This is a genomic window from Helicobacter didelphidarum (assembly GCF_003364195.1).
In the GTDB taxonomy this organism is placed as follows: domain Bacteria; phylum Campylobacterota; class Campylobacteria; order Campylobacterales; family Helicobacteraceae; genus Helicobacter_A; species Helicobacter_A didelphidarum.
Window position 1 is genome coordinate 1 of the sequence record NZ_NXLQ01000026.1, and the last position, 23,043, is coordinate 23,043.

Annotated in this window: 20 protein-coding genes; 13 read left to right on the plus strand and 7 right to left on the minus strand. The window is 31.9% G+C overall.

All coding sequences use genetic code 11. The annotated features are described in order from the left end of the window. Nucleotides 1–209: 209 nt before the first annotated feature. From pstC to fliD, 5 genes are all read right to left on the minus strand, one after another. A complete protein-coding gene (pstC, locus tag CQA53_RS08740) occupies nt 210–1,070 on the minus strand; it encodes a phosphate ABC transporter permease subunit PstC (protein ID WP_181882407.1) in 861 nt (286 codons plus the stop codon). A 320-nt stretch (nt 1,071–1,390) separates the two neighbouring features. Next, on the minus strand, nt 1,391–2,218 hold the full coding sequence (locus CQA53_RS08745) for a substrate-binding domain-containing protein (protein WP_115543623.1): 828 nt from the start codon (nt 2,216–2,218) through the stop codon (nt 1,391–1,393). Between the two features lie 31 nt (nt 2,219–2,249). After that, nucleotides 2,250–2,501, minus strand: coding sequence for a hypothetical protein (locus CQA53_RS08750; RefSeq protein WP_115543624.1), 252 nt, complete (start codon nt 2,499–2,501; stop codon nt 2,250–2,252). Nucleotides 2,502–2,914: 413 nt separating this feature from the next. Then, on the minus strand, nt 2,915–3,304 hold the full coding sequence (gene fliS / locus CQA53_RS08755; RefSeq protein ID WP_115543625.1) for a flagellar export chaperone FliS: 390 nt from the start codon (nt 3,302–3,304) through the stop codon (nt 2,915–2,917). 10 nt (nt 3,305–3,314) lie between these two features. Continuing rightward, nucleotides 3,315–5,351 (minus strand): flagellar filament capping protein FliD, encoded by a 2,037-nt coding sequence (gene fliD, locus CQA53_RS08760; protein WP_115543626.1) that lies wholly within the window; start codon nt 5,349–5,351, stop codon nt 3,315–3,317. Nucleotides 5,352–5,927: 576 nt separating this feature from the next. Here fliD and flgK point away from each other — a divergent pair. From flgK to rny, 12 genes are all read left to right on the plus strand, one after another. Next, nucleotides 5,928–7,748, plus strand: a complete 1,821-nt coding sequence (flgK, locus tag CQA53_RS08765) for a flagellar hook-associated protein FlgK (protein ID WP_115543627.1) — start codon at nt 5,928–5,930, stop codon at nt 7,746–7,748. Nucleotides 7,749–7,981: 233 nt separating this feature from the next. Next, the gene (locus tag CQA53_RS08770; protein ID WP_115543628.1) at nt 7,982–8,617 is read left to right on the plus strand and encodes a hypothetical protein; all 636 of its coding nucleotides are present in this window, start codon (nt 7,982–7,984) and stop codon (nt 8,615–8,617) included. Between the two features lie 199 nt (nt 8,618–8,816). Continuing rightward, nucleotides 8,817–9,452, plus strand: coding sequence for an IS607 family transposase (locus CQA53_RS08775; RefSeq protein WP_115543629.1), 636 nt, complete (start codon nt 8,817–8,819; stop codon nt 9,450–9,452). Next, on the plus strand, nt 9,436–10,719 hold the full coding sequence (locus CQA53_RS08780; RefSeq protein WP_115543630.1) for an RNA-guided endonuclease InsQ/TnpB family protein: 1,284 nt from the start codon (nt 9,436–9,438) through the stop codon (nt 10,717–10,719). Before CQA53_RS08775 ends, CQA53_RS08780 begins: the two co-directional genes overlap by 17 nt. Nucleotides 10,720–10,945: 226 nt before the next feature. After that, the gene (locus tag CQA53_RS08785) at nt 10,946–11,245 is read left to right on the plus strand and encodes a YciI family protein (RefSeq protein WP_115543631.1); all 300 of its coding nucleotides are present in this window, start codon (nt 10,946–10,948) and stop codon (nt 11,243–11,245) included. 71 nt (nt 11,246–11,316) lie between these two features. Further along, entirely contained in the window at nt 11,317–11,979 is a 663-nt protein-coding gene (gene thyX, locus CQA53_RS08790) for an FAD-dependent thymidylate synthase (RefSeq protein ID WP_115543638.1), read from the plus strand. After that, nucleotides 11,957–13,696 carry a GspE/PulE family protein gene (locus tag CQA53_RS08795; RefSeq protein WP_115543632.1) on the plus strand — a complete coding sequence of 580 codons (1,740 nt, stop codon included), beginning with the start codon at nt 11,957–11,959 and terminating at the stop codon, nt 13,694–13,696. Before thyX ends, CQA53_RS08795 begins: the two co-directional genes overlap by 23 nt. 20 nt (nt 13,697–13,716) lie before the next feature. Then, nucleotides 13,717–14,577 (plus strand): outer membrane beta-barrel protein, encoded by an 861-nt coding sequence (locus tag CQA53_RS08800; protein WP_245945820.1) that lies wholly within the window; start codon nt 13,717–13,719, stop codon nt 14,575–14,577. Continuing rightward, nucleotides 14,574–15,203 carry an NYN domain-containing protein gene (locus CQA53_RS08805; RefSeq protein ID WP_115543633.1) on the plus strand — a complete coding sequence of 210 codons (630 nt, stop codon included), beginning with the start codon at nt 14,574–14,576 and terminating at the stop codon, nt 15,201–15,203. The genes CQA53_RS08800 and CQA53_RS08805 overlap by 4 nt, the downstream gene beginning before the upstream one ends. A 38-nt stretch (nt 15,204–15,241) precedes the next feature. Beyond that, nucleotides 15,242–17,083, plus strand: coding sequence for a dehydrogenase family protein (locus CQA53_RS08810; RefSeq protein ID WP_245945823.1), 1,842 nt, complete (start codon nt 15,242–15,244; stop codon nt 17,081–17,083). A 9-nt stretch (nt 17,084–17,092) separates the two neighbouring features. Then, nucleotides 17,093–17,692 (plus strand): 5-formyltetrahydrofolate cyclo-ligase, encoded by a 600-nt coding sequence (locus CQA53_RS08815; RefSeq protein ID WP_245945825.1) that lies wholly within the window; start codon nt 17,093–17,095, stop codon nt 17,690–17,692. After that, complete coding sequence (gene rny / locus CQA53_RS08820) at nt 17,689–19,254, plus strand: ribonuclease Y (protein WP_115543640.1); 1,566 nt, start codon at nt 17,689–17,691, stop codon at nt 19,252–19,254. The genes CQA53_RS08815 and rny overlap by 4 nt, the downstream gene beginning before the upstream one ends. 162 nt (nt 19,255–19,416) lie before the next feature. On the opposite strand, the gene CQA53_RS08825 is transcribed toward rny, so the two are convergent. Together CQA53_RS08825 and CQA53_RS08830 are read right to left on the minus strand one after the other, a co-directional pair. Continuing rightward, on the minus strand, nt 19,417–21,060 hold the full coding sequence (locus CQA53_RS08825; RefSeq protein WP_115543634.1) for a cation acetate symporter: 1,644 nt from the start codon (nt 21,058–21,060) through the stop codon (nt 19,417–19,419). After that, nucleotides 21,057–21,392, minus strand: a complete 336-nt coding sequence (locus CQA53_RS08830; protein WP_115543635.1) for a DUF485 domain-containing protein — start codon at nt 21,390–21,392, stop codon at nt 21,057–21,059. Before CQA53_RS08830 ends, CQA53_RS08825 begins: the two co-directional genes overlap by 4 nt. A gap of 409 nt (nt 21,393–21,801) precedes the next feature. Here CQA53_RS08830 and CQA53_RS08835 point away from each other — a divergent pair, with 409 nt between their 5' ends. After that, the gene (locus CQA53_RS08835; protein WP_115543636.1) at nt 21,802–22,791 is read left to right on the plus strand and encodes an ABC transporter substrate-binding protein; all 990 of its coding nucleotides are present in this window, start codon (nt 21,802–21,804) and stop codon (nt 22,789–22,791) included. Nucleotides 22,792–23,043 lie beyond the last annotated feature (252 nt).

Below are 23,043 nucleotides of genomic sequence, written 5' to 3' on the forward strand. Positions count from 1 at the left end.
GTAATAGTAGAGATTATAGAGAATGAACAAGAATAAGAACAGAGAAATATTGTAATTTTACTTGTTTCTTGAATAAAAATGTATTTTAGTAACATTTTTATTCAAAATATAAGGTTTTATCCCAGTGTTATGTTGTCTAATACTAGAAAAAACGGGGAAAATTTATAGAATCTAAAAAGTAGTGGTATTGCTCCGTGATTAAGATTCTATCAAGAATATTTATCTTTCTTAATAAGATTAAAACAAATATTTATAAGAAGTATAAACACAAATAATACAACGGCATTAGCAATTAAAACATCTCTATGCAAACCTTCCGCATATCCCATTTCAAGGACTATATTTGTTGTTAGTGTCCGCACACCATCAAGCACATTATTTGGAATCTGGACTTGATTACCAGCTACCATAATAACTGCCATTGCTTCACCAATAGCACGACCAACACCAAGTATAACAGAAGCTAGAATACCAGATTTAGCAGCAGGTAATAATGCAAAAAATACGCTTCTTTCTTTGCTTGCTCCCAATGCTAATGCCCCTTCATAGTAGATTCTAGGGACAGAATCTATTGCTGCCTTTGAAACAAGAATGATTGTTGGAAGAATCATGATCGCAAGGATTATAGATGCTGCAAGCACACTTTTTCCAGAAATACCATCAAAACTAGCCGAAAGAATGGGAACAAGCACCACAAGTCCAAAAAATCCATACACAACAGATGGAATAGCACCTAAAAGCTCAACTGCAGGAATCAAATATCGTTGCGTTTTTTTGGAACAGAACATCGAAAGATACACAGCACTTAAAATACCAAGAGGGACACCAAAAAGAATTGCTAGTGCAGTTACATAGAAGCTTCCAACAATCATGGGAAAGATTCCAAAAATCTCTTCTGAAGGAAACCAATCAAAACTAAAAATAAAATTTGAAAAACCAATTTGCATTATTGTTGGAATAGCATTCCCAAACAAAAAAAAGCAAATCACAATAACCGCAAAAATGGAAATCATTGCACAAATCAAAAATAAAGATTGAAAAAACTTCTCTTTCAATGTATTTCGCTTCATGTTTATCCTTATTGGTATTGCAATAATTCTAAAATATTTTATATGATAAAGATTCCGAATATTAATTAGATTACTGCGAAATTGTTTTAACTTTCCACTATCCCGGAATGAGACATTGTTTGGAAAAGATATAATTGCCTAAACAATTCATAAGATAAAAATTAGAATCTATAATCTTTAAGAAACATAAACAAAAATTTCTATTGAGATGAGATAAAAATAAAATATTAGTTATAAATTCATCTTCCTCTATATTACTTGTTTGCAATTAGTTTTCAAGATAAAGAGATTCTATAGTTTTTATATTTGAGAAACTTGGATTATTTTACATCTTTCCAATCTGTTATTTCACCTAGAAAGATTTTCTTAACACCTTCTTTAGAAATATTCTTTATTGGATTATCCTTATTTGTAATCACTGCCAATCCATCAATTGCTAAAACTTGTGCTTTAATACCTTTTTGTAGTTCAGCTGGTTTTAACTCCCTTGATACCATGCCAATATCAGCGATTCCCTCTACAACAGAATTTACACCTGTTGTAGAATCTGATTGCGAGATTTCAATAACCGCATTTGGATTTACACTTTTATAGCTCTCTGCTAATTTTTCCATTAGTGGCGTAATCGAGCTTGAACCAGCTATAATCAATTTTCCAGAAGGCTTTTTGCTTGTAAAATTTGTGTTTTTTGAGGCTACGATATACCCTGCTTTTTCAATTACTGCCTTAGCATTTGTGCTATATGCTAGAAAATCTGTAATTAAAGGATTTTCAGTTTTTGTTACAATATTAAAAGGGCGTGAAATTTTATAAGTCTTGTTATTAATATTTGCAACACTTGGTGCAACGCCATCAATATTGACTGCTTTTATAGTGTTATTTAATGAACCAAGAGAAATATAACCAATTGAATTTTTGTTATTTGCAATAGTTGTCATCATAACACCTGTTGAATTTGTAACTTCTGCTTTAGAGGTTGTGCCATCAACTTTTTTACCTTGTATTTCCTTTTGGATTCCAAAGATTTCCACAAATGCACCTCTTGTGCCTGAGCCCATTTCCCTTGATATTGGATGGATTGTATCTGCGATTGCAATGTTTGCACTTAAACTTAATCCTGCTAAGATTCCTAAGATATATTTTTTCATATATCCTCCTATGTGATAAAATATACTGCAATTATAAAAACATCATGTAAAATATAATCTCATAGAATGTAAAGTATATGTAAAAGCAATTTTGTGCTTTAAGGCTTTTTCTTACTCTTTGCTTCTTGTGTGGAGTGATAGATTTACCTTTATCCTTTGGCATGTCTTTGTCTTGCAATACTTCTAACTTGTTATCATTCTTTGATAACTTGGTTTTATTTGTATCATAACTAACAACAGCACTAAGAGAACCTAAGGTATCTTGTAAGCTTTTAAACCCCATTATATACCCTTTTTGAATAAAATATTTGTGTATAGTTTCATATTCCACAAGACAAAAAAGCATATTTTATAAGAATATGTAAAGCGATAAATAGGGGTTTTAGGGGGGGGTAATTTTTAGGATAGCATCTACCCCACTTTTCATTCCTAAAATTTAATTTTTCTAAATAATATAGTTATGCGTTAGATATGTAACTCGGAATATTTACTCCAAATGATATTAAGTATTTCAATGTTGGAATTATGATTGTATGCTACTTCTAGAATGAGAACTATATGTATTGTAGAAAGAATCATTATTGTATTGTATTTATGTAGATGTTTCTTGTGCTTAGAGCCTCGAGTGCTCTTTTGCAAAGATGAAAAAATATGTGTATTCAAATTTTTCGCAAAATTCCTATTTGCTAACTATCCTTAGTTCCCTCGTCCAAGCTCTTCTTGATGAATCTCACGCCATGCTTCTAACAAACCTTTTGCTACATTTACAACAATATCAATTTTATCAACATTATTTTCCATGTTTGCTTGTGTCAAAAGTTTGATTTGATGCGTATAAAGCCCCGTTAAATATACTGCAACTTCACCACCTCTATCATAATCCAAAACATTAAGTAGTTCAGTAAAAATATCTGTGGTGCGGTTGATGTAATAAATTTTTTTCTCTATATCATCATTTTCCATGTGTCTGCGTGCCTGACCTAAAAATCTCAAAATACCTTCATACAACATTTCTATTAGTTTTGCGGGACTCTCTACACTAACAGAAGTTTGTTGATACATATTATGGGCATTAAACGCTCTCATAATTTGCTCCTTATTTCTTTTTGTCGTTACCGGCAGCTTGGTCTATCATCATTTGGACAGCATTGAAAGAGTTATTGGCTTTTGCTATTTGTTCATCAAAGGAAGCAAATCTCTTTGCCATAGTATCATATCTGGCATCAAGCATTTTCTTTGACTTATCCCTTTCAGAATTATAGTTTTTTAATTCTCTTTCAAGTGTTTGCCCAAAAGTTTTCAACTTAGCATTTCCACCTTCTAATAAATCGGCTAAAACTGCATTTACTTTTGTAAAAACTCCATCATATCTTGTAAATTTTCCTGAACTATCTTTTTTCTCACCACCATAAAATACTTCTTTTGCCTTTTCTGGGTCAGAACTTACGGCACTTGCGAGTTTTCCCGCATCTAATGACATAACGCTTTTATCATTGAGACTAATCCCAAAATCCATCAAACTTTTTACTTCTGTTCCGCTTGTGATACTCTGTGTAAGTGCTTGATTAAGATTTGGACGAATAGTGCGAATCATTGTTTCTGTGTTAAAAACACCACCTCTTTTTGTATCAGGATCAAATTTTGTAACCGCATCAAGCTTTGGCACTGTTTCGTTATAAGCTTTTACAAACTCTGTTACCTCTTTAACAAGATTCTCTGTATTTTGTGTAACGCTGATTACATCCGGTTTTCCTTCTTCAGAGAGTTTTTGCAAAGTAATTGTGAGTCCACCTACGACATCATCGATTGTATTGCTTGAACGTTTGATGCTTGCACCATTATAAAGCACTTCAGAATCTGAAGCAGCTTGCACATTTTTTAATTTAAAAAGAGATTTTTGTAAAGTTGAGAAATCACTATACTTCCCACTTTTTAATCCAACACTTTCTAATGCCTTTGTCTCTTCTGGAGAAGTTGCTACAATATTAATCTCTTTCCCGTTTGAATTAAAAGAAATTTTATTATTCTCAACACTTGCTTGCATACCCTCGACTTTATTTAAAGCTTCAACAAGTGCGACTGCATTTTGTTCTGCGGTATTTTCTTTTTTTGTAATTTGACTAAGGTCGATTGTTGTTCCACTTATTTGAAAAGTTCCGCTTAATGCACCAGCTTTTACTTCGTTTGTGCTTGAAAATAACTCTTTAGCTTTTGCTTCGACATTGACAAATCCAAGCATACCTTTTTTCTCACCACCAACACTTATGCTTAACCCTCTTTTATCATTGATGATGAGTGATTTTCCCTCATCACTTAAACCAATATTTATTTCTCCATTTTCTATTAATCCTTTTGTTGTTTCATTATTATTAATTGCGTCTTTGATTGCATGTCGCAATGCCTCTGCACGATCTTGAGAGTTGGAAAGTTTTAATGAGATTCCAATTTTATGTGCTACCCCATCATTACCTTTTACTTCCACATAAAAATCTTGTTCGCCATTAAGTTCTATATCTTGGTCGCTTATGCGTTCAGACTTTATCATTGTGCCAAAATAGATTCTATTGTTTTCTCCTGTTTCTTTGGAATTAATCATAAGCTGATAAGGCTTTTCTCCGCCTGTTTTCATAACAACACCCATCACTTTTCCATTTGTGGCATCTGTAATCGCTTGACTTACCTCCCCAAGTGTCATTCCTGCATTGATTTTGACACTATAATTATTCCCATTTGTATAAAAGTCTAAACTTGTATCTTCATTTGTAAAAACATCATCTCGTGAGGAAAATTTTGTACCTACTTCATTAATATCACTTTTTGCAAGCCCTTTTACCTCTATATTAACATTTTGCACAGGGATACCTGCCGCAGCAGTAGCCTTTACGGCGTCTCCAGATACACTCACATCTCTATGCAAAAAAGTAGAATAGTCAGAGAGTGTTTTTGTATGTCCACGAAGCGTTGCTAATGAAGTTTCTATTTCTACAAGTTGTTTTTGTTTTTCAATATTAAGCTCCATCTTTTTATCAACAGGCTTGATAACATTATCTTCATCTGCTTTTCTTAGTTTGTCAATAACATCTGCATTTAAGACTGAACTACCAAGCCCAAGAGATGTGATTTTCCCTGCCATGTTATTCTCCTCATACCAAATGATTATTTATTCAAATTTATTATAAGAAATTTGTATTCCATAAAATTTTTGTTACCCAACATAACTTAACTTAAACATTTTATAAAATAAAACAAAAATATAAAAAATATCGGCATATTTTTTAAAATTTTAATTTTTAATGATTTTATTGCCAATATTACATGTTTTGCTTCAATCTTTTCATAATCTAAATTTTAATATATTTCTGTAAAAGATTCTAAAATTATCTGAATTAAAGAAAAAATAAACTACAAAATATTTTAAAAAGGTTAAAAATGGAACGAAAATAGCATGCAAAAGAATTAGTAATATGTGTTATTTATAATGAAAGAATTTCGTTTTATAAGAGTAACCAAAACCAAAATGAGTATTTAAAATTGCATAAAAGATATTGCTAAATACTGCTTTATTAAGGCTTAGGTTTGCGTTAGTCTTTAAGAGTTTTGATATGTTCTATTAAAATTAGAGCAAGTGTAATCTTTCTTAATAAAGAATACATTAATTTCTTTAGAATCTTAACAATTCTAAATTGACATTATTTCTAAGGATAACACAATGGGTGGTATATTATCTTCATTAAACACAAGCACAACAGGTTTGCATGCTCATCAACTCATGGTTGATGTAACAGGCAACAACATTGCGAATGCAAGCGATGAATTTTACACAAGGCAACGCGTTATTGTCCATCCAGAAAAGCCACTTTATTATCCAGACTATAATCTTGGACGCGGTGTAAGTGTAGATTCTATCCAAAGATTGCACGATGAGTTTGTTTTTTCACGCTATTCTCGGGCTGCCACAGATCATAACTTTTTTGATACCGAATTTACCACATTAAGAGAAGCTAGCACATATTTCCCTGATGTTGAAGGGGTAGGTATTTATAATGATTTAGAGGAATATTTTAATTCATGGAAAGACATTGCAAAAAATCCAAATGATACTGCACAAAAGCAAGTGCTTGCAAAAAATGCCATGATTCTAACACGCAACCTCAACGACACAAAAGAAAAGTTAGTCATTTTGCAACGCAAGAAAAGTGAAGAATTGGAAGCACAAATCAATGACGCTAATAAATTAGGCAGTCAAATAGCAGAAATAAATAAAAAAATGAAAGAAATGGAAGATTCTCTCACTCTTAAACAAGCAAATGAATTGCGAGATAGAAGAGATGAATTAGAATTTCGTTTGCGAGAGATTCTGGGTGGCAATGTTTTTAAAAATAAACTTAAAGCAAATAATATCGTAGGTGCACAGGCAGCAGATTATGATGAAGATTATACTTTTACTATCGGACATGGATTTAGCATGATTGATGGTGCGAATTTTCACCCAATCATTCTGAATAAAACAAACAATGCAGCTGGATTAAATCGCCTTTATGTTCGTGGATATGACTTTAAAGATGTTGATATTACCGATAGGATTGATGAGGGAAAGGCAGGTGCATTAATTGATCTCTACAATAATGGCTATGAGGGGACAAAGGTTGGTAAATTGCAGTATTATATGAATCTGCTTGATAGTTTTGCTCGAGGTTTGATTGAAGCAACCAACACAATATATGCACAAAGTGGAAGCAAGGAAATCAAAAGTGATATTTTAGAAATTACACAAAATGAAGCATTGCGAGATACCAACTATAATATTAAAATGGGGAAATTTACACTTTATGCGTATAATGCAAATGGTCAAGTCCTTGCGAAAAAAGATATAGTGATTGATGTCCCTACAACGATGCGTGATGTTGTAAAACAGATTAATGCAAATACTGATGACAACAATAACAACAATGCTTTAGACGACTTTGATGATTATTTTCAAGCATACTATAGCGATGAGTCAAAACAATTTAAAATCACTTCAAAATATCCTTCAAAGGGTTTATATATTGGTTTAAAAGATGAAGGCACAAATTTCACAGGTGCATTTGGAATCAATAGATTTTTTGCAGGAAATGATGCAAGCAGTATTGACCTTGAATATGAATATAGAAAAGATTCTACAAAAATCCGCCCATGGCTTATGCCTGTAAGTGGGAATTTTGATGTGGCAAATATGATGCAACAACTTCAATATGATGAAGTTGAATTTTATCAAAACAAACTTGATAAAAAACACATGAAACTCAATGAATTTTACCAATTTACAACAGGTGCGGTTGCGAACCAAACACAAGAGACAAAAATTGCCCTTGATACAAAAAAGAGTGTGTTAGAGGCAATCAAAAAAGAACATTTAGCCATTTCACAAGTGAGTGTTGATGAAGAAATGGTAAATCTCATTAAATTTCAAGGTGGATATGCTGCAAATGCAAAAGTTATCACAACGATTGATAGAATGATTGAGACATTGCTTGGAATCAAACAATAATCTTACAAAACTCTTCAAAGAATTTTTAGAATCTATTTCATTATAGAAATAGGATTTGAAAAGAACAATTAACTAGATTCTCTAATTACAAAAAGTTACTTTTATTGGTATTTTATAAATATTCTACGCATTAGATTAATATTTTGAAATTTCTTTTTTTTTTTTTTTGTTACTATATCATGTACAGCAAAGTCTATATTATGATATAAAATTATGTTTTTAGGAGTTATTTTATGAAAAAGAGTTCAATAGTATTAAGTCTAATCCTTGCAACAGGTATTGCTCATGCGCAAGAGAGTGGCTTTTTTATTGGTTTGTCTGCTGGGTTAGGATTAAATTCAGTTAGTGCAAAAACGTCTATTAGTGACATTGAAGTAGTCAATAATTTCAGCCTAACAACAAATCTAACTTATGGTGCGAGATTGGGTTATATCCTCGCATTTAATGAGATGAATGCCTTGAGAATCTATGGAGATTTCACAGCGGGTAATTTTACCACTGCCATATTGTCCGGTAATCAGGGGGGTATTAGTTCTTATGGTTACTACCACATGACTGGTGGTGGTGGGCTTGACTATCTCATTAGTTTCTCAGAGAGTTGGGGTATGTTTATTGGTGCAGGATATAATTATGCTTTTGGTAAATTTATGGACTCTCGTAGTAAACCTAATCCACATAACCCTTATGCAAATATTGGTGTAGCGTGGAATTGGAGCATACTGCGTCTTGAGGTTGGTGCGAAGATTCCATTCTTAAGTTGGGAAAATACAACTACTACGATACCCATAACAGCAACTGACTCTATCGTTTTTTCTTCTCACGCAAGGACAAATGCGCAAATCTATTTTAACCTTGATCTTGTGTTTTAATCTATAATGTGCATACTACAAAGGTAGATATTTATAGTCATGAATAGAGCTTTATGATTTCCTAAGCTTTCCTTACTTTCATTTTTATAAAGTGAGGGCAACCAACTGTAATTAAAATTATATAATAATATATAAAATTACATAAATATTTTATAGATTATTCTTGATTTAAAAAATTTATTTTGCTATAATTTAATTTATGAACAATCTATTATCAATTGGCAAAGCTTCTAAACTTCTTGGCGTTACTATCCAAACGCTACGCAACTGGGATAAGCAAGGCTTATTAAAGCCTGATGAATATACCAGAGGTTGTGAGCGTAGATATAAGCTTGAAACTCTAAAAAATATCAATAAAAATATTAAGTTTAACTCTGACAATTTAAAAACCATAGCTTATGCTAGAGTTAGTTCCCACGATCAAAGAGATGATTTAATAAGACAAGTGCAGGTTTTAGAACTCTATTGCTCTAAACAAGGATTCAATTATGAAGTAATCCAAGATTTAGGTAGCGGTATGAACTATTATAAAAAAGGTTTAACAAAGCTATTAAATCTAATCTTAGAAGGACAAGTTAAAAGATTAGTTTTAACACATAAGGATAGACTGCTTAGATTTGGAGCAGAACTTGTATTTGCTATTTGTGAAGCTAAAGATGTAGAAGTAATTATTATTAATAAAGGAGATGAGAATCCTAAATTTGAAGAAGAGTTGGCTAAAGATGTGCTAGAAATTATTACTGTATTTTCTGCAAGATTATATGGAGCTAGAAGCAAGAAAAACAAAAAGCTCTTAGATGATATGGAAAAGGTAGTCAATGACAATCTCGCATAAAATAGAGTTAAATCCAAATAATAAGCACATTACACATTTCAAAAAAGCTTTTGGCTGTTCTAGGTTAGCATATAATTGGGGACTTGCTAAATGGCAAGAATATTACAGACAAGGCATTAAAAAAACATATTTAGATTTAAAAAAGGAATTTAACTCCATCAAAAAAGAGCAATTCCCATTTGTCTATGAAGTTAGTAAATATGCTACACAACAACCCTTTTTAAATCTTAGCTTAGCTTTTAAAAAATTCTTTTCTGATTTAAAACAAAGCAAAGTAAGTTATCCTAAGTTTAAGAAAAAAAGAGAGAATGAAGGAAGTTATTATATAGGTGGCGACCAAGTCATTATAAGGACAAAAGATAATAGCAATAAAACTTACTTAAAAATTCCAAATCTAGGACTTGTAAAAATGCGTGAAAAGCTTAGATTTAATGGAAAGATTAACTCTGTAACCATTAGCCAAAAAGCTAACAAATTCTATGCTAGTTTTAGTGTTGAAATGAATGAGAATGAATTTAATAAAACGCATAAATCATCTATGCAAACCAAACAAGGTTTAGGAATAGATATAGGCTTAAAATCCTGTGTATGTTTATCTAATGGCTTAAGTGTTAAAGCACCTAAACCATTAGCTAAGCTTACAAGAAAGCTTAAAAGAGTTAGTAGGCAATTAAGCAAAAAGCAACACCCAAAAACCAAAGGTGAAGCATTAGCTGGCATTAAGAAGTCTAATAACTATTTAAAGCAGTCCTTAAAGCTTAGTAAATTACATAGACAAATTACTAATGTTAGAAGTGATTTTTTACATAAGCTAACAACTAGCTTAGTAAGGCATTATGCTTACTTTGGAATTGAAAATTTAAATGTAAGTGGTATGCTTAAAAATCATAAATTAGCAAAAGCAATCAGTGATGTAAGTTTTTATGAATTTAAAAAACAATTACAATATAAAAGTAATTATTACAAAAGAGAAGTCATAGAAGTAGATAGATTCTATCCTAGCTCTAAGACTTGCTTTAATTGTGGAAGTATTAAAGAAAACCTCACTCTTAAAGATAGAATTTATATTTGTAATAGTTGTGGAATTAGTTTAGATAGGGATTATAACGCAAGTTTAAACCTATTAAATTATGCTAAAAATAAAATAGGCTTAGTTCAAGCCGAATTTACGCCTGAGGACTTGACGGCTCTGCAATGTAATTTAGCAATAAATAACATTGTAACTAGCAAGGTTGAGACAGGAATACAACAAAAATCCTATTTATAGATTTTTATAGCTATTTATATGATTTTATAGGTTTGTAGGAACGGTTATCTTATAGTAAGTTCATGATTATGATTTGATTCTATTGCAAGATTTAATATTTTTCTTATTTAATAGTTGCTTCAAAGAATCTTAATGAAGTATGTATACTTTTAGATTCTCTACAATCTTTCTCTAAGTTATTTTAAATTTTTGATATAATACAAAATTACAAAAAATAAGGAAAGAAATGAGTACATTATTTGTTTGCATGGTAAATTATACCGCACCATTAGAGAAAATAGAAGAAGTTTTAGCACTCCATAGAGCATATCTCAAAGAAGGGTATGAGAAAGGATTCTTGCTTGCATCTGGTCCTAGAAATCCTCGTGAGGGAGGATTAATTATTGCAAGATTCCCAAACAGGCAAGAAGCTATCGCATTTAGTAAAAATGATCCTTTTTGTATAAATGGTGTTGCAAAATATGAATTTATTGAATTTGATGCAGTCTTGCACGCACATTGCCTAAATGACTTTTTGAAGCAATAATTATGTCATTTACCTTAGATTCTCTAAATACCAATAATGATGGTTATGGTGTGGATTGTGCTGATTTTTCCTTGCAAATTCATTTATTGCATTATACGCCACTTAGTGTTTGTTCAAGAGCAATACGAACATGCTGGGATAGCCATGCAAAAAGTGATTGTGGTGGTGAAATTGATAAAGAATTAATTTATCGTGTTGGTAATAAAAATAAACATAAATCAACACTTGAACATTTATTTTATAATTTTGAAATCATTGGAATCTCTCGTGCATGTTTGCAGGAGCTCGCAAGACATAGAATGGCTAGTCTTTCTGTTAAAAGCACACGCTATACGCTAAAAGAGCTTCGTAAAGAGGAAAGTTTTTTGCCTGACAATTCGCAAGATTCCTTGCATTGTTCTCAAGAGTTATTGGGACGCGCTGCAAAATATATTGTGATTACAAAAAATACTAGAGTCAATATTGCCAATTTACAAGCATTAGAGAATCTCCGTCTTGTGTTGAGTGAAGGGAATCCAAATGATGAAGCAAAATATTGCTTACCTGAATGCTACAAAACACAATTAGTTTGGAGTGTTAATGCAAGGAGTTTGCAGAATTTTCTTGAATTACGCACTTCAAAAAATGCACTTTTTGAGATTCGAAAATTAGCTTCTAGTATTTTCCATTCTTTACCAAACGATCATAAGTATTTGTTTGAGGAATTTATTAATGATAATGACATTGCAGACTAATCCTTATGCTCATTCACAAGAATATTTTCACTCATTAGAATCTCCAAAACAACAAGAAGTTTTGCAATGTCTTTATACAATTCTTATGCAAAAATCAGTTATTTTTTCAAAATTTTTAGAATCTCACCCATATTTTGAAGAATATCTTATAACACAGAATCTTTCGTCTATTGATTTAGCTTTTTTAGAAAATAACCTCCATATTATTTATGCGGCTATGCAGATTCCACAGGATTTCTTGCCAAATATTATCTTTTTTAATGATGAAAAAAAACTTTGTATAATCTTATCAGAGCCATTTAATCAATCTTATAAAAAAAAATTACTTGAAAAGATAACAACAAAATACAAACAACCACTACAATTTTTTATTTGTAGGCAGAATTTTTTACAAGAATTGCGATTAGCATTAAATCTACAAATGTATTTTTTTACTCAAGAGCTTCATGAGAATTTGATTGCGGATTTATTAAGACTTGCTACGCGTTTTTATGCTAGTGATATTCATCTCACTTTGCAAGATAATCGTGCAGTATGTCATTTGCGTATCGATGGTATTTTGGTGCATTTCTTGAGTTTTGATAGAGAAATTTTTATAAAAATTTCACAAAAATTAAAATTACTTTGTCAAATTGATATTAATGAGACAAGAATACCGCAGGACGGGCATTTTAAGCAAAAAATAGATTCTTTCACAGAAACTATACAGCCAAATGAGAAATATGATAATGCACAAAATAAGGCTAAGATGTATGATATTAGAATCTCATTTGTCCCTACACTTGAGGGTGAAAGTGTTGTTTTGCGTATTCCAAACTCTCATTGCCAGTATCTTAATCTTGATTCTATGCAGCTACATACTTCTATTTTAGAATCTCTTAAACGCAATCTCCTTGCTAAAGGTGGTTTGGTTTTAATAAGTGGTCCCACAGGTAGTGGAAAAAGCACAATTTTATATAATTGCCTCCGATTTCTTAATGATGGCTCAAGAAAAATTATAACTATTGAAGATCCAATTGAGCAAGAAATACACGGTGTATCACAATGCCAAGTCAATGAAGATATTCAATTCTCATTTGCAAGTGCATTAAAATATATTTTGCGTCAAGATCCAGATGTGATTATGATTGGTGAAATACGCGATAATCAAACACTTGAAATTGCTTTGCGTGCAGCAATTACAGGGCATTTGGTATTGTCAAGTATTCATTCTAATGATTGTGCTTCAAGTCTTGCAAGACTCAAAGATTTGGGTGCGAAAGATTATTTATTAAACACAACGATTAATTGCATTATAGCTCAAAGGTTGCTGAAGACTTTTTGCCCTTTTTGTAAAAGGAATATTAATGGCATATATCATGCACATGGATGTCATGAATGTTATCATCAAGGATTTGGTAAAAGAGCATTGATACAAGAAATACTAGATTTTAATTATGATAAACAAGCAATACTATCAAATGAAAAACCCAATGGAATGCCTTATGATATGACTTCTTTGCAAGACTGCAATAGAGGGACAATTTTGCAAAAAGATTCTCTTACTATTTCTTTATCCAAACATTCCAATGTAACTCCTTTTGATGATAACAATATGCAAATAATTTCATCTCTTTGTAACTTCACAAAAAAGTTTCATTATTCATCAACATTGAAGCAACAAGCATACAATCTGTTTCAAGAGGGTATTATTAGCTATGAAGAAAGTTTATTGTGATACACAATTTGAGGTTATTTATGTTGCAAAAAAATAGTGAATTTATATCTCTTAGTTATCTTTCTATGCTTTTCAATACAAGAAAAAAGAAAGTGAGGAGAAATCATCTCTTTTTCATTTTCGTATTATTGTTGATTTGTATACAATCCATTATGGCAAATGATTTTACAGAATTTTCTCAAGATGATGGAAATGGATTGCTGCAAACACAGAATACATCACAATCTCAAGTTTCTGTTGATATTGTAAAAAATACTGCATTAATGAAGTCAAAAACACCACAACAAATCTCACTTTTAAGAGAGACGAACACACAAAGAAATGGTATATATGTTATGGTTGTCGGAAATGTCATTCCTCTACAAAGATTAAATAAAGCAAATGAAATAATCAATGGCGTAACTCTTGGTATGGGTTTGCGTTCAGGAGTTGTAAGCTATTTAGATGATTACATTGGTATGCGTGGATATTTTGGTATTGATGTTACAAGTGATCAGCTTTCCCCATTTAAAAAACAACGATTGTCGCATAGTGGAAATTTTATTATGCTTAGTCTCGGTTTAGATATTTTAATTGATTTTTTTATTGATAAAAGTTATAAAAATATGCTTGGATTTTTTATTGGAATTGGTGCAGGAGGATTAATTTATTTTGATGCACAAAATCCAATTCTTGTGCCAAGTGGAGGATCAAAAAACACCATTTTGACCGGAAATATCATGGTGCAAGGTGGGATAAGTGCTACTTTTTTCTATCGACATAGATTGGAAGTCGGGGCGAGATTCCTCCCTACACAATCTTTTGATTTACAAAGTGATGGAATCTTAGCAGATTATAATTTTTATGTTGGTTATAGTTATAAATTTAAAGGAAAAAAATGAGAACAATAGTTTTTGTGGATTGGGAAAATTTACGACATGAAATAGAAAAGATTCATCGTGACAATAATTTTGCAGATTTTAACTCAAATACAATGAATTATACAAATGCGTATCATATTATGGCACTTATTCATTCATTTTTACTCAAAGAAGAGAAGTTAAAAAAGATTTTTTTTTATACAGCGAAACCACTAGAAATTGATAAATTAACAAACGAAAATGATGGGGATTATAAGACAAAATTAGCACTGGGTATGAAATTCCTTGATGAAATTGTACAATTACCCTATGTAGCAACAAGACTTGGAATTTCAAAATTTCGTGGATATGATTCAAATGGACGACCAATTATCATTCAAAAACAAGTTGACATGCTTATTGGGCTTGATATTGCACATGTTGTTTATAATAAACTTGTTGATAGAATTCTTATTTTTTCAAAAGATATTGATTTAATCCCGGCATTGAAATGTGCAAGAGTGAATGGCGTTACAACAATTATAGCAAATCTTAAAGATGGCTTTGAAGTCAATCATAGTTTAATTAAGCATTCTGATTTAATTCGCTCAAGGAGTTGCGAACAAATTCTTGAATATACAAAACACGCCCTACAATTTGAATTTTAGAAGTTTTTGAGTAGAAGTTATAGAGTGAAAGAATGTAAATGAGACAAACATCGCAACAATCAAACACGAAAAGGGTAAAAAATTATGAGGAATTTTATACTCTCTATTTACAGAAAAAAATTGCACAATTAAAACTTGTTTTGGAATCATTCTCCTACACAACAAGGCAAGATTCCTATCATTTGCTCCAAAATGTGTTAAAACAGCATGGACTACAAATCAATACTCAAGCAAAAAATTCTTTACAATCACAAGATAAACAAATAGAATCAGAAAAGATAAAATTCCCCCTACATTTTGAAACCTTGCATTATCTCTCCACTAAAGAACAAAATAATTCCTTTAAAACCGAATCTGTATCTCATCAAATGTCATTAGAGAATCACCATAATGTTCTATATTCTCATATATCTCAACTTTCGCAAACCCTTATAGAATGTCAATCTCTTGTTAATACAGCAATATCAAAAGAAAAAAAGATTTTAGAATCCATATCTTTACAAAATAATGAGGATTCATTCCCTCTAGATTCTAAACAGACACAACAACTAAAATCTTTAACATTTATTGCAAAAACTTTAGATAACTCTCATGGATTGCAAAATTATCTGACACCAAAAATTTCATGTGATATTATTCATCAAAATATAGATACTCTTCATTATATGTCTCATGATACAACATTTGCTCCATGCGATTGTCCTGTGTTAGAATCTTATAATAAACAAGATTCTGCAACAAGTAGACTTTTTGTGTTTTCTCATAACGAAAGCATTACTTTGTGTAATAATCAAACAGATTCGGATAATTTAAAAAAATATTTTATAGTTGAAGTATGTTTATGTGGCTTAGATTTCTCCTTATTTGAATTCTATGCCTTGCAATATGCTATCAGTGCATGTAGTCTTGGTCATACAAATACAATTATCGTTTTAACAAATATGCACCTGACAATACAAGAATATCAGCATTGGCAAAAAGCATATTGGAAAACTTTAAAAAATTATAACATTGTAGAATCTCAATGCAATATAAAAACTACACAATATATTCGCGGATCATTTTTTCATTCTTTTGCAAAAAAAGCTCAAAAAAATATTACACAAGATAATTTGATTCCAAATATATATACAAATTATTCACCAAAAGAAATAGTATTATTTAAAGAAAACTATACAATTTGTAATAATAAACAAGCTAATATTATGCGAGTCTTTGCTTTATTGCAATCAATGAATCTTTTATTGTCTTATCGTAATGCAACATTTGATGGGAAATTTTGTATGATTTCTGGTTGCAATGAGATGTGCATTTATCTTGCAATGGGATTGGAGATATTGCATGCGAGACCATTAAGCTTAAGCAATGAACATGGTTTTGTTTATGATGAATTAGGGTTAGACCTTCATCTTATTCAAGAACTTACTCATAGCGACGATGTTTTGCCATTACAAGATACAAATTGGCTCGAAACTTATGCGAAGATTCGCAAGTGTGAATATCTTACACACAAAGAATCTTTTTGGAAAATACCATCATTTGCATATTTCTTGTGCGATAGAGTTTATCAACCAAATGAAGCTAATATAACACAGATTCTGCAAAATGGTTGTAAGTGTGTATGTGAAAAAATACCTCTTATTGATACTCATGCAATAAAAATGCTTTTAGATTCTAAAATTTGTTTTTTACCTTTTGCATTTAATTCTGTATTGAACTTTTTGGCAATTTATGAAGATACAACGCTTGAGGAGTTAAGTGAATCTTTCATGCAGTTTTATAATAAAATTGCACAAAATGCCAATATGCTAAAATCTCCAACAGATATTCTTATGGGTATATTGGCACAGTGTTGTAATAATATTGTCTCCACAATATAGGGCGAATCAATGAATCTGCAAACAAAGGTTGAATTTCGTGCATTTTTAAAATCAAAAATGAGCAAAAAGTATTGCATTCGAGATATTTTATGTGCAAAGGAAATATTTTCTTTTATACAAAACTATAAGCCACCAAAAAGTTATAAAATTTATCAAAAAAATGGGCTTTATTATATTCAAAACAAGAGATATTATTGCAATATTTTACTTTATAGTCCATTGCAATCTGAAGTAAATATACATTATGTTACAAAAATGCTAATGAAGAATAAAAACTACCAAGTTTTTATTCCAAAGGTTGAAATAAATAACTTAAAAATAGTAAAATATCGCTTACCGCTACTAAAAAATTACTTCAACATTAAAGAACCTGCGAGTAGTAAAAAGTATCAAGACATAATCCTTAATGTTGCAGTTGTGCCTGTTTTGGGTGTTGATAAAAACTTCAAAAGAATAGGATTTGGAAAAGGTATGTATGATAGATTCTATACAAGTTTAAAAGTAAAGCCTTATAATATTTTTGTCAGCAGGTTCTCTAGGATTGCCACGACATCATTGTGTGATTGGCACGATATTCAAGCAGATATTTATATGAGCGTATATCAATGAGTTCAGTTGTTTTATATTGTATTATTATTGCATTGTTTGTAATGCTTTTGACACTTTTTATAATGCGTAAAATAGCGTATTCCAAAATGCTTATACATATTGATCAAAATAATGCCAAAATTAAGGTATTAGAATCTGAAATTGATCAATTATTGCATAATCGACATGCTAAAATGCAAGAAAAGGAACTTAAATTTGAACAACAATTAGAAAAACGCAAAGATGAACTAGAAAGTAGATTTAATCGAGAGTTATATGCCCTTGATAACAAATATTATAACCTTGAGACACGACTTAAGGAGCAACTAAGGGAATGTGAAAAAAATAATCATATTATAGAATCTACAAAGGTAGAAATTTTACGTCAAAAAGAAGAGCAAAAGAGAATTCTTGCACAATGTGAAATGACACGCGATAAACTTGTAAGTGCACTCACTGGACATAGTGCACTTACAAAGGAAGAAAGTAAAAAGCTTTTGCTTGAATGTCTTGAAGGTGAGTTGGCTCAGCAAAAAGCGAATCTTATTCGTCGTTATGAAAATGAAGCAAAAGAAGAGGCAAAGAAACGTGCAAATTATATTATTGCACAGGCTACAACACGATTTGCAGGTGATTTTGCAAGTGAGAGACTAATTAATGTGGTAAATCTACCAAATGATGAAATGAAGGGTAAAATTATTGGAAAAGAGGGGAGGAATATTCGTGCTTTTGAAGCTGTAAGTGGTGTAAATTTAATTATTGAAGATACACCAAATGCTATTATTTTAAGTTCCTTTAATCTTTATAGGAGGGCTATTGCTACCAAGACTTTGGAGATTCTAGTTGAAGATGGTAGAATACAACCAAGTAGGATTGAAGAAATCTATGAAAAAGTAAAACATCAAATGGAAGAGCAAATTTATCAAGATGGCGATGAGGTTGTTCTGGATCTTGGTGTTGGCTATATTCACCCTGAACTTAAAAAGCTTATAGGGAAATTGAAATATCGTGCAAGTTTTGGGCAAAATGCACTTTGCCATTCTCTTGAGGTTGCTCGTATTGCGGGAACTATTGCAGGTGAATTAGGTGGTGATGAGAAATTGGCACGACGTGCTGGAATTCTTCATGATATTGGCAAAGCACTTACTGATGAGCAAAGCGGGAGTCATGTGGATTTGGGTGCTGAAGTATGTTTGCGTTACAAAGAACATCCTGTTGTGATTAATGCGATACGTGCACATCATGGGCATGAAGAATCTCAAAGCGTAGAGTGCAGTGCAGTTTGCACTGCCGATGTATTGAGTGCAGCACGACCTGGTGCAAGACATGAAATGCTTGAAAATTATTTAAATCGTGTGCAAAACCTTGAGAAAATAGCAATGGAAAAATTTGGTGTGCGACAAGCATACGCGGTGCATGCGGGGCGTGAAGTGCGTGTGATTGTGCGTGCAGACTTAGTAAATGATTCTCAAACTATTGTCCTTGCAAAAGAGATTGCAAATGATGTCAAACAACAACTCCAATATCCTGGTGAAATTAAAGTTAATGTAATAAGAGAAATTCGTAGTGTTGAAATTGCTTAAAGAAACTACTCAATACTTTTATTGGGGTAATTTATTGCAAAAAAATTACAACATTTTTAGAGTCAGACAAAGAAACCTTAATATATAAATAAAAATCTATTTATAATATGAGGTAAAAATACCCATAGAATCTAAGTATCCTATGAATAAACTATAACTCACTCAATGTTCTAATGCACTGCTTGCACCAATCCCGCTTTGAGCCCGGAAATTTTGTGCTTCGAATCCCGATTTATCAAGCTCTGCTCGCTTTGATTTATCAGTGATTGAGAAGAACCAAATAAGGATGAAAGTCACAGGCATCGAAAAAATGGCTGGGTGGTCATAAGGAAAGATCGCACTCTCAAAGCCAAAACTCTTTACCCAAATACTTGGACTCAAAATAACAAGCACCATTACGATTGTAAGCCCGATGACACCGCCTATTACCACACCCCTTGTTGTGAGATTCTTCCAATAGATTGAGAGCAAAAGGATAGGGAAATTCACACTTGCAGCGATAGCAAAGGCAAGTCCCACAGTGAAAGCGACATTTTGGTTCTCAAATACTATACCAAGAATAATCGCAACTATGCCTATACCAATCGTAGCTATTTTGGTAACTTTCATTTCAAGTTTTGGGTCACACACACCATCTTTAAAGACATTCACAAACAAATCATGACTAATTGCTCCTGCTCCAGATATGGCGAGTCCCGCAACAACAGCCAGAATTGTTGCAAATGCCACCGCTGAGATAAATCCCAAGAATACGCTCCCACCGATAGCTTCGGCAAGGATTATCGCTACCATATTTGCCGCACCTTTGAGACTTCCATCTTCGTTGATATAGTCCGGATTCCCAAGTAGTAAAACTATCGCACCAAAGCCGATAATAAAAGTGAGGATATAGAAATAACCAATAAATCCTGTCGCGTAAAATACGCTCTTGCGTGCCTCTTTAGAATCTTTCACTGTGAAAAATCTCATCAAAATATGGGGTAATCCCGCTGTTCCAAACATGAGTGCAAGTCCAAGTGAAAGAGCAGAAATCGTGTCGGGTAAGAACACGCCTGGTGCTAAAATCGCCTCACCTTTAGGGTGATGAGCAACTGCTTGTCCGAAATATGCACTGAAATCAAATTTTGTGAAATATAAAATCATTCCTGCCATAAATGTCGAACCACCAAGCAACAGTAAGGCTTTGATAATTTGTACCCAAGTTGTGGCATGCATTCCACCAAAAACGACATAGCAGATCATCAAGATTCCAACGATCACAACCGCCACGATATATGGCAAACCAAAAAGCACTTGTATGAGCTGTCCCGCACCAACCATCTGCGCAATGAGATAGAAAATAATCACACATAAGGCACTTACTGCTGATAAGATTCTAATAGGTTTTTTTGAGAGGCGATACGCTGTGATGTCTGCAAATGTGTATTTACCGAGATTACGGAACTTTTCAGCAATCAAGAAGAGTATGATTGGCCACCCAACTAAGAATCCAATCGAATAAATGAGTCCATCAAAGCCATTTGTAAAAACAAGTGCAGTTATCCCCAAAAACGAAGCAGCACTCATATAGTCTCCAGCGATTGCCATGCCATTTTGCAGTCCCGTGATATTTCCACCTGCTGTATAGAATCCAGCTGCTGATTTCGTTTTCTTATTTGAATAGTAAGTGATAAAAAGTGTGAAAAGCACAAATGCAAGGAACATAGTAATTGCAATGATATTAAGCCCTCCTTTCGCACCTCCTGTATCAAAGCTCGCACCAAATGCTATTGCATTTAAAATTCCAAGTATTACAAGTAATTTCATTGTTCATCCCCTATTTTATCATCTTTGAGAATCTTTTTTTCACGCAATTCACGCAAACTTGATTCCAATTCTTTATCAAAAAATTTATTTGCCATAAATGTATAAAGTCCTGTAAGTGCGATACAAAGGCAGATGATAAATAGCCCTATGAGTAATCCAAGCGACACAGAGCTAGGACCAACCATATATCCTAGAATCTCAGGAAATGCTCCCACAGCGATAAGAAATACATAATACACAATCAAAACGATGAGTGCAAGTGCAAACCCAATCCTATCCCGAAGTTTTATAAATTTCATAAATCGTGTATTTTTTAACTTTGTGTAATCCATGCTCTATCCTTTTTTCTGTAAGATTTTCCCATATTCTTTGATAAAGGTATAATTTATTGTAAATAAAATGTGTAATATTCTCAATGATTTAAATAGAGAATATGTGTTATCTTTTATATATGATACTTTATGTAACTTTTTTAAGTATAAAAGTTACATAAAGTATCATAATATGGTATCAAATATTAGGAAAGTAAGATGATTAAACTTATATAATTTTGTTTAAGATTTTGGTATTGCTCAATTTACTGCTTTAATATTGCAAAGTAAAGTTTGTCCTTTAATATCAAGTAAAAATACTTTAGAATCTTATAATTTTTTATTGAGTTTATTTCTCTTGGATTTTTAATATTGTTATAATATAATCCTATATTAATGTAAGTCAATTAAGAATAAGAGGTTATGTAATTTGGAATCTACAAGAAGAAGTTTTTTAATAAAAAGTTCGTTTGTGGGAATGGGGCTTATTGGTGCAGTTACTCAAGGTGTGTGTGCACTAGATTTTGAAAGTGGTTTTAAAATGGTTTCTACAACAAGCACACAAGATTCTGTCAGTATGCTTAAGATTGGTTATCTTCCAATTACAGATCATTTGCTTATATTATCAGGTTCTTTACCAAATGCAACAATAAATTATCGAGCTTTGCGTTTTTCATCATGGGCAGATTTAGCACAAACTTTTAGTTCTGGCTCACTTGATGCTGCCTTTATCCTCGCACCATTAGCACTTAAAATTTATACTCAAGGTATAAAAATGAAAGCTATTATGGCTACTCATCGTCATGGTAGTGCTCTTGTAGTTGGGAAAAACTCTCATATTGACTCTTATGAGAAACTAAAAGGTGCAAAAATCGCTATTCCTTCGCGGTTTTCAATACACTATATTTTGCTCTGCGAATTACTTACAAAGAATCATATTGATTTAAATGGTGTAAAATTCATTGATATGTCGCCACCCGAAATGGTTTATTCACTTTCTCGTAATGCAATCGATGGGTTTATTGTAGCTGAACCATTTGCCTTTCAAGCAGAACGATTAAATGTTGGTAGGGTTTTTGTCTTGACAAAAGATATACGAGCCAATCATGCATGTTGCATTCTTTGTGTAAATGAACAACTTTATAATGATAAGGAAAGTCTAAAGAATCTTGTAGATACTTTTAGCAATGGTGTGCAATTTATTTATGAAAATCCAAGTCAAGCAGCTGAAATTTCTAAGCAATTTTTAGGGCAAAAACCTAATCTTATTGATGCTCTTTTAAGGGAAAAAGATCGCATAACTTATACACATTTAAAGTTACAAGATGAAGAAATACAAGAAATTGCAAAAAATGCACAAGACTTAAAATTGGGTCAATTTAAAATCGAAGGATTTTTAGATTCTGACTTTGTGCGATGAGAAAATATATTGAGAATACAGATTTATGGTTTATCTGGTTTTTATGATATTTACCTAGAAACCAATCATTCACTAGATACAAAAGACAAATAAGGCTTTATTCTTTTATTCTGTTTCTCTTTTACTTCTTGAGTATGTAAATATTTCTTACTTACTCATTGTATAACCCATTCTTTCTAACTCTTTCCAAAATGGAAATACTTCAATCTTGAGTTCATACCCTAAACCTACAAAGAGAAGCAAGACAAGATT

Bases quoted from the DNA above. Each gene is read 5' to 3' on its own strand.
- CQA53_RS08785 (WP_115543631.1), top strand. From the start codon at position 10,946: ATGAGTACATTATTTGTTTGCATGGTAAATTATACCGCACCATTAGAG.
- CQA53_RS08810 (WP_245945823.1), top strand. From the start codon at position 15,242: ATGAGACAAACATCGCAACAATCAAACACGAAAAGGGTAAAAAATTAT.
- fliD (WP_115543626.1), bottom strand. From the start codon at position 5,351: ATGGCAGGGAAAATCACATCTCTTGGGCTTGGTAGTTCAGTCTTAAAT.
- CQA53_RS08770 (WP_115543628.1), top strand. From the start codon at position 7,982: ATGAAAAAGAGTTCAATAGTATTAAGTCTAATCCTTGCAACAGGTATT.
- flgK (WP_115543627.1), top strand. From the start codon at position 5,928: ATGGGTGGTATATTATCTTCATTAAACACAAGCACAACAGGTTTGCAT.
- fliS (WP_115543625.1), bottom strand. From the start codon at position 3,304: ATGAGAGCGTTTAATGCCCATAATATGTATCAACAAACTTCTGTTAGT.
- CQA53_RS08800 (WP_245945820.1), top strand. From the start codon at position 13,717: ATGTTGCAAAAAAATAGTGAATTTATATCTCTTAGTTATCTTTCTATG.
- CQA53_RS08795 (WP_115543632.1), top strand. From the start codon at position 11,957: ATGATAATGACATTGCAGACTAATCCTTATGCTCATTCACAAGAATAT.
- CQA53_RS08825 (WP_115543634.1), bottom strand. From the start codon at position 21,060: ATGAAATTACTTGTAATACTTGGAATTTTAAATGCAATAGCATTTGGT.
- CQA53_RS08780 (WP_115543630.1), top strand. From the start codon at position 9,436: ATGACAATCTCGCATAAAATAGAGTTAAATCCAAATAATAAGCACATT.
- CQA53_RS08805 (WP_115543633.1), top strand. From the start codon at position 14,574: ATGAGAACAATAGTTTTTGTGGATTGGGAAAATTTACGACATGAAATA.
- pstC (WP_181882407.1), bottom strand. From the start codon at position 1,070: ATGAAGCGAAATACATTGAAAGAGAAGTTTTTTCAATCTTTATTTTTG.
- rny (WP_115543640.1), top strand. From the start codon at position 17,689: ATGAGTTCAGTTGTTTTATATTGTATTATTATTGCATTGTTTGTAATG.
- CQA53_RS08815 (WP_245945825.1), top strand. From the start codon at position 17,093: ATGAATCTGCAAACAAAGGTTGAATTTCGTGCATTTTTAAAATCAAAA.
- CQA53_RS08775 (WP_115543629.1), top strand. From the start codon at position 8,817: ATGAACAATCTATTATCAATTGGCAAAGCTTCTAAACTTCTTGGCGTT.
- CQA53_RS08750 (WP_115543624.1), bottom strand. From the start codon at position 2,501: ATGGGGTTTAAAAGCTTACAAGATACCTTAGGTTCTCTTAGTGCTGTT.
- CQA53_RS08745 (WP_115543623.1), bottom strand. From the start codon at position 2,218: ATGAAAAAATATATCTTAGGAATCTTAGCAGGATTAAGTTTAAGTGCA.
- CQA53_RS08830 (WP_115543635.1), bottom strand. From the start codon at position 21,392: ATGGATTACACAAAGTTAAAAAATACACGATTTATGAAATTTATAAAA.